Genomic DNA, 12,086 nt, shown 5'->3' with positions numbered 1-12,086 from the left:
ATACGCAACGTAACACAGAAGCGTGAATTGCAAACGTCCGATGTGCTATTACAGAGTATACTCCAATCTTTGGTTGGTTGACCAGGTAGTGAACGCAATATCCCAACAGGCCATGCAAATGCACCGCGCACGATTTGTACTGACTATCGTTTTGGCGATTGCACCACTTAGTGCTAGCGCGCAAGGTATTCTCGATCCGCAAGGGCCGGTTGCCTCCGGCGAACGGCAAATTCTTTTCAACTCGCTCGGCATCATGCTGGCGATCGTTATTCCGACGATTGTCGCCATTCTAGCCGTCGGCTTTTGGTATCGCGCGTCGAACTCGCGCGCCCGTTACCTGCCGGATTTCAACCATTCAGACCGTCTCGAGGTGCTTGTTTGGTCGATCCCGCTCATGACTGTGCTTCTGGTTGGCGGCGTTGCCTGGCTTGGCGCGCATGAGCTCGATCCGGGCAAGGCGCTTCCCTCTAGCGTGAAGCCCGTCACCGTTCAGGTTGTCTCGCTCGATTGGAAATGGCTGTTCATCTATCCCGACGAAGGCATCGCAAGCGTCAATCACTTGACGATTCCCGTCGGCAGGCCGGTCAGTTTTGAGCTGACGTCGGCGGGCGTAATGAACAGTTTCTTCGTGCCGCAGCTCGGCGGCCAGATCTACACGATGTCGGGAATGCTGACCCGTCTTCAATTGCAGGCGGACCATGCAGGGACTTACCGCGGGATGTCGGCGCAATTCAGCGGTGACGGCTTTGCGGACATGCATTTCGACGTTGATGCCGTCGAAGCGGGAAACTTCGCCCGATGGGTCGAGGCAGCACGCAGCAAAGGTTCTGCGCTCGATGCAAGCACCTACGCGCATCTGACAAAGCCGAGCGCAGGGATTGCGCCGGTCACATACCGAGCAGTTACGCCCGGTCTATTCGACGGCATCTTAGCCGCCGAAATGCAGCATGAAGATTTATGCACCCGGACGTCGATGAGGGCGGAAAGATGAGCTTACTTGGCAAGCTGAGCTGGGACGCGATTCCGTTGGATCAACCGATCGTCATGGGCGTCTCTTTCGCAATGGTTTTGGTCATCGCGTCCATCCTTGGCTGGATCACCCTGAAGGGGCACTGGCCGTATCTGTGGCGGGAGTGGCTCACCTCGGTCGACCACAAGCGCATCGGCGTAATGTACGTCATCCTGGCACTTATCATGCTGCTACGGGGGTTCGCGGATGCGTTGATGATGCGCGCACAGCAGGCCATCGCGGCTGCAGACGCGCAAGGATATCTGCCGCCCGAGCACTTCGACCAGGTATTCTCCGCGCACGGCACCATCATGATCTTTTTCGTGGCTATGCCTTTCGTGATCGGGCTGATGAATTTCGTCGTGCCCCTGCAGCTCGGCGTCCGAGACATGGCTTTTCCGACGCTGAACTCGATTGGTTTGGGGTTGACGGCATCGGGTATACTCCTGACCAACATCTCTCTGGTCGTGGGCGAGTTTGCAAAGACCGGTTGGGTCGCCTATCCGCCGCTCAGTGAGCTGCAATTCTCTCCCGGTGTCGGCGTCGACTATTATCTTTGGGCATTGCAGATCTCGGGTGTGGGAACGTTGATGACGGGCGTCAATTTCGTCACGACGATCCTGAAGACGCGGGCTCCGGGAATGAGCTACATGCGGATGCCGGTGTTTTGCTGGACAGCGCTTGCATCGAACTTGCTCATAGTCGCTGCGTTCCCCGTCTTGACCGCCACTTTCGCGATGCTGCTTCTCGATCGTTATCTCGGATTCCATTTCTTTACGATCGATGGGCAGGGCAACGCAATGATGTACGTCAACCTGTTCTGGGTGTGGGGCCACCCCGAAGTGTACATCCTGATCCTGCCTGCGTTCGGTGTATTTTCGGAGGTCGTTTCAACCTTTTCCGGCAAGGCGCTGTTCGGCTATCGCTCCATGGTTGCAGCAACGCTGGTGATATGCGTGTTGTCGTTCATCGTTTGGCTGCACCACTTCTTCACGATGGGTGCCAGCGCCAACGTCAACGGCTTCTTCGGTGTCATGACGATGATCATCGCCGTGCCGACAGGCGTGAAGGTCTTCAACTGGCTATTCACCATGTATGGCGGGCGCGTCCGCTTTGAGGTGCCGATCCTTTGGTCGGTGGGATTTATGGTGACCTTCGTCATCGGCGGCATGACGGGTGTGTTGATGGCTGTACCTCCAGCCGACTTCCAGCTGCACAACAGCCTCTTCCTGGTCGCCCACTTTCACAACGTCATTATCGGCGGCGTCGTGTTCGGCGTGATGGCGGGGTACAATTACTGGTTCCCCAAGGCGTTCGGTTTCAAACTCGACGAGCGTTGGGGCGTGGCCTCGTTCTGGTGCTGGCTCATCGGATTCTATCTCGCCTTCATGCCGCTCTATGCACTGGGCCTGATGGGCATGACTCGACGCATGCAGCATTATGACGTCGTTAGCTGGCAACCCTGGCTGGTGGCAGCTGCGGCCGGGGCCGTGATCATTCTGGCAGGGATCGTCTGCCAGATCGTTCAACTCGTCGTCTCGATCCGAGCCCGCGAGACGCTCAAAGTGGCGGCGGATCCATGGAATGGTCGCACGCTGGAATGGGCGACCGCCTCGCCGCCGCCGGCGTGGAATTTCGCTACGCTGCCGGAGGTTACCGACATTGACGCCTTCTGGCAGCAAAAAAAGAAAGCGCACATTGAACAGGAGCAGATGGCGCACTGGAGCGGCTACGAGCCGATCGAGATGCCGAAGAACAGCGCCATCGGCTTCGTCATCGCATTCTTTGCTGTGGTGGTTGGGTTTGCGATGATCTGGCACATCTGGTGGATGGCAGCGCTGGGTGCTTTGGGGATTTTCCTGACTACGGTTGCCTTCGCCTTCCGCGAGAAAGAAGAGATCAAAGTTTCCATCACGCAGATCGCCAGGTTCGAAGAAATGCGACTTGCGGAGGTGGCGGCATGAACCTCACTGTTGCGTTCGATGGCCATGCCCAAGACCATACCGCAGCCGCTGCCGGGGCCGGTCACGCGTCCAAGCGGATCGTCGTGACCTACGGCTTCTGGATATTTCTCCTCAGCGATATCGTTATGTTCTCGGCCCTCTTTGCGGCCTACTCGACACTCTCACGCGCGACTGCTGGCGGTCCCAGTGGCGCCCAGCTCTTCGATCAGGTGGGCGTTGCGATAGAGACCGCCTGCCTGCTCGCCTCAAGTTTCACTTGCGGGCTGATGTCCTTGGCCATCGGTTCGCGACGGTTCGGCACGACCTACCTGTATGCTCTGCTCACGTTCGCGCTTGGCGGTGCGTTCCTCGCCCTCGAACTTCGTGAGTTCGCTCACATGATTGCAATCGGCGCGGCGCCACACCGCAGCGCATTTCTCTCAGCCTTCTTCGCCCTTGTCGGCTGCCACGGGCTGCACGTCGCTGTCGGACTGATCTGGCTCCTGGTGATGATGGTGCAGGTCAAAGTCAGGCGGTTCAGCGCGGCCGTGGAGCGTCGGCTCCTCTGTTTCGCCCTGTTCTGGCACGCGCTCGACATCGTCTGGGTTTGGCTATTTACGGTCGTCTATCTGATTGGGGTGAACCAATGACCATCACGCGACATGATCATGCGCCCGGAGACGCGGAAGAGGCTTCGGGGGCGCATTCAACACGTTCTACCCTGATCATTTATTTGACCGGGTTATTCCTAGCCGTCGTACTAACGGCGACGTCATTCTGGGTCGCCAATACGTCGATACTCTGGTCGACAGGCGTGCCGCTGGGATTATCGGTATTGGCCATCGCCCAGATGGGAATTCATCTCGTATTCTTCCTGCATATTACGACAGGGCCTGACGACACAAACAACGTGCTCGCACTCGCGTTTGGCATTCTGATTGTAATCTTGGTCGTCGCCGGCTCGCTTTGGATCATGACCGACCTGAACCAGAATATGGTTCTGCCGGCTGAGCTAATGGATTTGCACATGCAGCACTGAATAGGACGTCACCTGTGGGGAGGGACCAGGTGGAACAGGAAGTAGTGCTGCTTTCCTAATCACCATGTGAGCCGCACGCATAGAACACCAGCCTGAAGGCAAGAGCGAACCATGAAGTGGCGTTTCGAGGACATTCTGACGTTCATAAACGTGGTCGAGGCCGGGAGCGTGACTTCCGCGGCGACCCGTCTGAACACGTCAAAATCAGTAGTAAGCAAGCGCGTCAGTGATCTCGAAGCGGCGCTGGGCGTGGAGCTGTTTCGTCGATCCGCAGGCTGTGTCAAGCCCAACGAGCTTGCGCGCACTTTGTATGAGCAGATTGTTCCGCTGGTCCAAGCGATGACCGAAGCGACTGAAGGCGTATCCGACCGGACCGAAGGCTTGAACGGCCGACTTAGGATGGTCGTTCCGGTGTCGTTCGGGACCAAGTTTCTCGGACCGATCATTGCTGAGTTTGCGAGGCGACATCCGAATCTGGAAATAGCGGTGGACTACGAGGACCGGCCGGTCAGCCTGACCCAGGGCGGCTATGATCTCGGCATACGCATTGGAGCTTTGAGCGAACTCGAGCCTCAAGGCTCGCAAGCTCTGCGATTGCGCACGAATGGTGTGCTGCAGCCCTGAATATTCGAGAAATTTCGGCCTGCCCAAAAGCATCGCTGAACTGGCGCAGCACACCTGCATCGACTATGCGCATGTTCGCGCCAGCGACCTCTGGCAGTTCGAGAGTGAAAGCGACCGCGGACGACCGATACCCGTCCTGATGCGCAGCCGAATTGTGGCTAACAATTTCGAGGCAATCAAAGACATGGCGGTCGCGGGATTGGGGCTGGTTCTGTTGCCTGAATTTCTGACTGCCGGACCTCTTCGGGAAGGAAGTCTGATTTCTGCCATGCCCCACATTGCTGCTCGGCCCGACACGATTTCCGCCGTTTATCCGTACACCCGCCATGTCTCGCCCAAGGTGCGAGCATTCGTCGACCACCTCGTTGCCGCCTTCGTCGCACCGCTACCCTGGCACCGGCATGTGAACGAAGCAGGCGATCCCAGAAGCAACCGAGTCACGGATTGGACGTCATTCGCGGCTTAGGCGAAAGGCAGGCCGCAGATCGAACCGCTGCTTGGAGTCTGGTGAGGGTCTTCAGCCGAGCCTTAGCGCTGCGGATGCTGGCTGGTTAATTCATACCCGTAGACGCGCAGCCGAGACGCCGTCAGCTCATTCGGATACGGGGCTGCACCAGGGCGTTGATTCGCTCGGCCACCCACAGCAAGGCCGCGCGGAAGGGCCCGTGAAGCGAGAGCTGGTGGCGCCGGTAGAGCACAGCGTGACTGAGCTGTGCGAACCGACCTTTGATGAAGCCGCCCTTGAAAAACCCGAAGCGGCCCAATGTGCCGAACGCATTGTATTGGCTGAGCGCTACCAATGCGCCGAAATCCTGGAACCTGAATGGCGGCACCGGCGTGCCTTTTCTGAGGAAGGCCGGCAAATGGCGGATCAGATGTAGGGCTTGCTGGCTGGCCACTTGTGCACTTGCAGGCAGCGGTCGCTCTCCACCCTCCGGTAAAAATGTCGCGCAATCTCCCAACGCGAAAATGCATGGGTCGCCCTTGGCCATCAAGTCAGGGCCCACGACGATCTGGCCGGCGTGGTTCAGTTCCAACCCGCACAGGTCGAAGTTGCTGGAGGCGCGGATGCCCGCTGCCCAGACCTTCAGCGCCGCAGGGAGACTTTCGCCGCCCTCGAGCAGATAACCTCCCGGACTGGCGCTCACGACCTTGACGCCGGTGCGCACGTCCACGCCCAGCTTTCGCAATTCCGATATCACTGAGGTGGAAACCTTCTCCGGAAATGCGCCGAGGATGCGCGGTCCGGATTCCAGCAGAGTAACGCGAAGCCGGTGGCGGATGTCGGCGCCCCCGTAGCTGGAAGCTAGCTCGACCATCCTGCTGAGTTCCGCGGCCAGCTCCACGCCAGTGGCGCCGCCGCCGACGATGCCAATGTCGATATAGTCGCGCTCAGCCAAGCTGCGCACTACCTGCGCCCGAAGCCGGGTATTGAAGCTCTCAGCCTGGTCCTGACTGTCGATGAACTGGCAGTGTTCGGCCACGCCGGGCGTGTCAAAGTCGTTCGCGCGGCTTCCGAAGGCGAGAACGAGCACATCATAGTTCAGATCGCGGCCCTGAGCGAGTATCTCCGTACCCGCGGACAATGGCGCCAGGCGAATATGCCGAGCCGTGCGGTCGATCGCGTCCACCTGCCCAGGCGCATATTCGAAGTGATGTGCACGCGCATGCGCGAGGTAGTGCACCTGCTGCTGGTAGATGTTCCAGGTGCCAGCGGCAAAGGTGTGGAGCATTGGCTTCCAGACATGGAACCAGCTACGGTCGATCAGGGTGACTCGCGCTCTGCCGCGGCGGCCCAGCGTATCACCCAGTCGGGTGGCCAGCGCCAGCCCGGCAACACCACCGCCCACGATGACAATGTTGGGCGCTTTTTCAGGCGAGCCTGGCTTCAGCGAACGTTGCGGGATTTGAGCAGCGTGGTGGTTGGCTTTTGCTTGCAGCGGCATCTTTATGTCCTTGCAGTTCTTCGAGATAAGCGTCACCGCATCATCGGATGCCGAGGTGTTTGCGCCCGACATCTAAACACATCATCCATGCTTTGAATGTTCGACTATGACGAACACCATGTTCGTAATAGAGACGTTCTTAGTTTCGGCCTCAAAAGCAGGGCTTCTAAGTAGAATTGAGAAATCTTTGAAAATTCCTCTTCGTCTGGTCTCATCACGAATTCGTGTAGTCGCGGCACAATGGGTAGCAAGCCCCGCAGACATATCAATTCAATCCAATTCCCGACTTCGTACTGGTGTTCGATTCACAAGAACCTAGAGTTCGTCAAAGCGTACTTCCCATCCAGATATGCCTAGCCTACTTGGTCAACATGGATCGGTGACCAAGCAACGGCACCATTCGCCGGAGCGCACATCAGGAGAAAGTGCTTCGGCGGGCCAAGCACCTATCAGCCTGCTCCCGGCGCGGCATCGATCCCCAATTCACCTGAACGAGGTTTTCCCAATGACTAACAAGCAAAACAATTCAACAGTGCAGTCCGGACCAAGCACTAGCCCCGCCTCTTGGGACCTGCGTCACCCCGGCCTCCTCATGAAGGACGGCGAGCGTGAAGTGCACGAATTCTTGGGCATGTGGCCGCTCAAGCCAGATGCCGACCTTGTGAAGGCGACGAACACGCTCGCATTCCACGAGTTCTGGAATCCGCCGGAGTTGAATTTCGCCGAAGCCACCACACTGCTCGGGCTAATTCGCGCTGCACGCTGGTTCGTCGGCACGAGCGCAGATTTCGGCCCTACACTCTACTTCGTCTCGCAATTTGATAGCAGCCTGGATAAGTATTTCGACGATTTCGTGCTCAACGGGCGCGAGAACCTGGAAGCGATCTGGGGCCAGTGCATCGGCTGTCCCACAGGTCCCGACGTGACGGCTCGCGACATCGTCCAGTATATTGCGCGCGGTCAGATCAAGACCCTGGCTTGCTACGATGCGTTCCCGAGCCTGAGCAACAGCCAGATCGAAAAGCAGGCGGACTGGTACACGAAGACCCAGAACTTCCAGCGTGCAGTCGCCAAAGGCACCGGCAACATCCAGGACTTGGTCGACACCTTCCTCAGCGAACTCGTCAAGCCCTTCCCGCACGTGCGTAGCGCGGCGGCCATAGACACCGACGTCGCCGACCAGCCGCAATACACTGACGTCGCCGAGCGTCTGGGCGTGAAGAAGGCCGCGTAGGGCGGCATCATTCGCCGGCGTTGGTCGACCCCCAAGGTCGAGCCACGCCGGCAGCGTCGCTCGATCACCTCAGAGGATAGCAAATCAAATGAGCATTGCAGCTGCTTCCCGGGCTCTGAGCGCAGCGGAGCTTAGAGCCAATATCGGCGACATCCAGGACAATGTCATTGCCCCCATCCTGATGCGATATGGGCGCCACATCTTCCTCAAATTCGAGGATGGCGCGAAGGCGCGTGAATGGCTGCGTGTCATGATGTCGCGCGTGAACGCCCTGTCGGGCGAACACGGAACTCGCTTCACAGTCAACGTCGGCTTCACTTTCGAGGGGCTGAAGGCGCTGGGCCTGTCCCAGCGGTCGCTTGACAGCTTCCCGAACGCTTTCCGCACCGGCGCCGCTGGCCGGGCCGGTCTCGTAGGCGACGTCGGGCCCCACGCGCCGGAGCATTGGGAGGGCGGCCTCGGCGGACCGGACATTCACGCGATGGCGTGGCTTCGGACCGATTCAGACGAGAGTCGTGAAGTCGCGATGCAGGTCCTTGCCGCCGAGATGCAAGCGATGGGCGGGATAGAGATCCGCTTTGTACAGGATACGATGGCACTCGCTCATGCCAACGGGATCGGGTCAGAGGGTGAGCATTTCGGTTTTGCCGACCCAATTTCCCAGCCTCCCATCGAGGGTGCTGATACGCCGTGTTACCCCGGCGACGGTGTACCGGAAGCTGATGGAAAGTGGCGCTCGTTGAAGCCGGGCGAGTTCCTGCTGGGCTACGAGGATGAGGCCGGGCCCGGCGGCACCGGGGCGCCGGAGCCGTTCGAGTTGCGTGTCAATGGGACCTACATGGTCTTCCGCAAGCTCCATCAGGATGTGGCTGCTTTTCGCAACTATCTGCATACCGCAGCCAAGTCGCTCTACGGTTCCGACGATCCAGGCCATCAAGAACTGGTTGCCGCAAAGATGATGGGTCGTTGGCGCAGCGGCTGCCCGATAGACCTTTCGCCCGATAAGGACGATTCCGCGATCGCGTCCGACCCGATGCGGCGCAATAACTTCACCTACGAGGGGGACGACGACGGTCTGCGATGTCCGCTCGGCGCGCATTTGAGGCGCACAAATCCGCGCGCGACGCCATTGAAGCGCGCGACTGCCGTCCGGCGGCACCGGCTGATCCGGCGCGGAGTCGAATACGGTCCGCATCTGGCAGACGGAGCGGTGGAAGATGACGGCGTCGATCGGGGCCTGGTGAATCTATTCATCCAGGCTGACATCGAGAGGCAGTTCGAGTTCATCCAACAGGAATGGATGAATGGGGGCGAGTTCATCGGCCTCGATCCAAACGAGCAGGACCCGATCAACGGCGTCGGTGGCGAAGGCTCGCAGATGATGGTGCCAGGCGCCAAGCAGCCGTTCCTGTTCGATCTTCCGACGTTCGTGACAGTGAAGGGAGGTGAATATCTGTTCGTTCCCGGACTGAAAGCGCTCGAAGGGCTCATCGAGCAGAAGTTCTGATCTGCGCCGGGTGAAGGAAGCGAACGATGGCTATCGGGAACTGCAAGGGGTATTCCACGCTGAGGCTCTGCGGCGCGATGACCGCCATGACGCTGGCAGTAGCGGTTACCGGCGTCTGCCTGCTGACCGCGGCGCCAGCTGCTTTCGCGCAAGACGTTGCCGCGCAATCGCCCGTGCATAGCCAACCACCTTTCTGGACGCTTGGCGAAGCGTTTACCTTCTTGTTCGTCACGCTTGGGCCGCTCAACGTCATAGGCCCCTTTGCTGGAATGACGGATGGCTATGGCGTCGCCTCCAGGCGTCGCATCGCGCTCAAAGCCTTTCTGGTTGCGACCATCGCTGTCGCTCTTGCCGCCACGGCGGGTGCGGCCACGCTTCGCGCTTGGGGCATTTCGGTGGGCGCATTGCTTCTCGCGGCTGGGGTTATTCTGTTCCTGATCGCATTGCGACCGGTTCTTGCAGGTTATAATCCGCGGCAGCCCCAAGCGCAGGCGTCAGCGCCAGGGACGGCCCCGACTGCGCTGGAGTCCCAACTGGCCTTCGCCCCAATCGCTTTCCCAACCATCGTCACGCCGTATGGTCTTGCACTGTTGGTCCTGCTGTTCACGCTCCACCCTCTCGGCTCCGGGGGGTTCTGGATCCTGGCGACCGCGGCCTTCGTGCTCGTGCTGGACCTGGCGGCCATGCTGGCCGTCGGTGCAATCGCAAAAATCCCGTTCAGCAAGCCTGCCCTCGATATTCTCGGATGCGTCATGAACGTCCTCCTCGTTGCGCTTGGAGCGCAGGCCGTGGCGGACGGTGTCCGTCTGCTCGCTGAACGAAATTTCTGAAGCCATTCAACGGAGTTAAACACGATGTCAGATCATTTCAGCGGCCCGGCTGTGACGGGCGATCCTTCGGTGGACATCACTGATTTCTACGCATTTCCGAGTCCCGAACGACCAGGAAACCTGGTCCTGATCATGAATGTGTTCCCACTGGCGACATCGCAGTCTTTTTTTAGCGACGTCGTCACCCATCGGTTTCGGCTGCGTCCGGTGACACGGTCCGGCGGCGCCATCACGCCAGAAGCGACTGAACATACGATCGACGTCCGTTTCAAGGGTGTGGCGGACGGAACCGCAGTTCAGCAAGGGCAGATCGCCACCTCCGATGGTCGCGAGGCGAGCTTTGTCGTCGGGGAACCGTTCCAACTGGATGGGATGCGCTTCTTCGCGGGACTGGTCAGCGACCCATTCTTCATGGATGTCGAGGCTGCGCTGCGAACGGATGTTTCGGGCAAACTATCGCTCAACACGGCGGTAAACACCGTCGAGCTTCGCGATGTCTTGTCGATCGTCGTAGATATCCCGTTCGCTCCAATCGTCGAAGAATTCGGTGGCGTCACACTGATCGCGGCCATCTCGGAAACTGTGGTAACGCGCCGCGGCAATCCGATCCGCCTCGAACGCCTCGGCCGGCCGGAGATCAAGAACGTCATCATTGCGAACTCGGCTCGCGATCCGCGCACGAAGGGCGTCGAGCTTCGCGATCTCTACAATCGCGAAGACGCGTTCGCGCTCTCCGACGTGTATCGGCCGCTCTATGAATCGCGTCTCGACACGAACTTGGCCTTCTGGGATGGTCTTGATGGCCAAACGGCGTGGTCGGCAGGACCAGACATGCCACACCCGTTGCGCGATCTGCTCATGGACGATTTCCTGGTGCTGGATCTCTCGCGGCCCTTTGCGCCAGGCGGTTTCCTCGAGATAGAGCGCGCTCTGCTCGCCAACCGCTCCCACATGACGTCCGGCGGTCGATGGCTCGACGACGACATTCTCGACGAGCTGCTGACGCTGATGGTGAATGGCGGGCAGGGAGAGCGCTTGGGCGACGGCGTCGATGCTCCCACCAAGCCTGCCAGCCTTTCGTTCCCTTACGTGCGCGAGCCTAACAAGCGGGCTGACATCCCCCTGCCAGCATTTTTGAGGGGCTAAGAATGCTCAGCGCACCTCCGTCGCCACAGAATATGCCGACGGCGCGCGCGATAGATTCACTGGGCAGCCTCCGCTGCCGCACGGCCGAGCAAGTTCGGTTCCGACAAACTGCCGTGCTCAATAAGGAAAACCGAATGACCGTCATTGTCGATCGCAAGAGCATTGGCCGCGGCGAGCCGCTTGGCGCCGCGGTCCTGGCCCAGCTCTTCACCGAAGCTCGGACCCACAACCATTTCCGCGATCTTCCTGTTCCTGACGGGCTGCTCCAGCAGGCGCTCGATCTTGCCAAGATGGGGCCGACCTCGGCGAACCAGCAGCCGTTGCGCGCGCTCTTCCTGCGCTCCGATCAAGCCAAGGAGCGGCTGCGTTTGGCGCTCATGCCCGGCAATGTCGAAAAGACCATGGCTGCTCCGGTCGTGGCGATCATGGGCTATGACGTCGAATTCTATAAGCTCCTTCCGTTCCTGTTCCCACACGCCGATGCGGGGAGTTGGTTTGCCGGTAATCCGGACTTCGCCGCGCGTAGCGCCGCTCAGAACGGCACACTGCAGGTCGCGTACTTCATTCTCGCCCTGCGCGCCGTCGGTCTGGACGCCGGACCGATGAGCGGCTTTGACTCGCCCAAGGTCGAGCACGAGTTCTTCCCTGACGGCAAGATCAAAGCCAACGTCATTATCAACATCGGCTACGGCGAAGACGCCAAGCTGTTCCCGCGCAGCCCGCGCCTCTCGTTTGAGGAGATGGCGACGATACTTTGACGGTTGCGACTGAGGAGCTTGGCGTAGCTGATCGCGAAGCGCAGCCCCCT

10 protein-coding genes and 1 pseudogene are annotated in these 12,086 nt (G+C 59.6%); 10 read left to right on the top strand and 1 reads right to left on the bottom strand.

All coding sequences use genetic code 11. The features are described from left to right. Window positions 1-40 precede the first annotated feature (40 nt). The 5 genes and pseudogenes from cyoA to AC1RUK_RS33975 all read left to right on the top strand — a co-directional run bounded on the left by cyoA (window position 41) and on the right by AC1RUK_RS33975 (window position 5,081). On the top strand, window positions 41-991 hold the full coding sequence (cyoA, locus tag AC1RUK_RS33995) for a ubiquinol oxidase subunit II (RefSeq protein WP_481840367.1): 951 nt from the start codon (window positions 41-43) through the stop codon (window positions 989-991). Then, window positions 958-2,973: a cytochrome o ubiquinol oxidase subunit I gene (gene cyoB / locus AC1RUK_RS33990; RefSeq protein ID WP_481840366.1), complete on the top strand. Its 2,016-nt coding sequence runs from the start codon at window positions 958-960 to the stop codon at window positions 2,971-2,973. Before cyoA ends, cyoB begins: the two co-directional genes overlap by 34 nt. Then, complete coding sequence (locus AC1RUK_RS33985; RefSeq protein WP_481840365.1) at window positions 2,970-3,602, top strand: cytochrome (ubi)quinol oxidase subunit III; 633 nt, start codon at window positions 2,970-2,972, stop codon at window positions 3,600-3,602. The genes cyoB and AC1RUK_RS33985 overlap by 4 nt, the downstream gene beginning before the upstream one ends. Then, entirely contained in the window at window positions 3,599-3,991 is a 393-nt protein-coding gene (cyoD, locus tag AC1RUK_RS33980; RefSeq protein WP_111548269.1) for a cytochrome o ubiquinol oxidase subunit IV, read from the top strand. The genes AC1RUK_RS33985 and cyoD overlap by 4 nt, the downstream gene beginning before the upstream one ends. Window positions 3,992-4,102: 111 nt before the next feature. Then, window positions 4,103-5,081, top strand: a pseudogene (locus tag AC1RUK_RS33975) (LysR family transcriptional regulator). Between the two features lie 121 nt (window positions 5,082-5,202). Here the strand turns inward: AC1RUK_RS33975 and AC1RUK_RS33970 are convergent. Then, window positions 5,203-6,633: an NAD(P)/FAD-dependent oxidoreductase gene (locus tag AC1RUK_RS33970; protein WP_481840364.1), complete on the bottom strand. Its 1,431-nt coding sequence runs from the start codon at window positions 6,631-6,633 to the stop codon at window positions 5,203-5,205. 520 nt (window positions 6,634-7,153) lie between these two features. Here AC1RUK_RS33970 and AC1RUK_RS33965 point away from each other — a divergent pair. The 5 genes from AC1RUK_RS33965 (at window position 7,154) to AC1RUK_RS33945 (ending at window position 12,036) form a co-directional block, all read left to right on the top strand. Then, window positions 7,154-7,795, top strand: a complete 642-nt coding sequence (locus tag AC1RUK_RS33965) for a hypothetical protein (protein WP_481840363.1) — start codon at window positions 7,154-7,156, stop codon at window positions 7,793-7,795. A gap of 88 nt (window positions 7,796-7,883) precedes the next feature. Beyond that, a complete protein-coding gene (locus tag AC1RUK_RS33960) occupies window positions 7,884-9,302 on the top strand; it encodes a Dyp-type peroxidase (RefSeq protein WP_481840362.1) in 1,419 nt (472 codons plus the stop codon). A 26-nt stretch (window positions 9,303-9,328) separates the two neighbouring features. Beyond that, window positions 9,329-10,132 (top strand): MarC family protein, encoded by an 804-nt coding sequence (locus tag AC1RUK_RS33955; protein WP_481840361.1) that lies wholly within the window; start codon window positions 9,329-9,331, stop codon window positions 10,130-10,132. 24 nt (window positions 10,133-10,156) lie between these two features. After that, window positions 10,157-11,278 carry a DUF4331 family protein gene (locus AC1RUK_RS33950; RefSeq protein WP_481840360.1) on the top strand — a complete coding sequence of 374 codons (1,122 nt, stop codon included), beginning with the start codon at window positions 10,157-10,159 and terminating at the stop codon, window positions 11,276-11,278. A gap of 134 nt (window positions 11,279-11,412) precedes the next feature. After that, complete coding sequence (locus AC1RUK_RS33945; protein WP_481840359.1) at window positions 11,413-12,036, top strand: malonic semialdehyde reductase; 624 nt, start codon at window positions 11,413-11,415, stop codon at window positions 12,034-12,036. Window positions 12,037-12,086: the final 50 nt, after the last annotated feature.

It is taken from the genome of Mesorhizobium monacense (genome assembly GCF_056781675.1).
The sequence above is the reverse complement of the archived record's forward strand: the minus strand, read 5'-3'. Positions and strand labels throughout refer to the sequence as shown.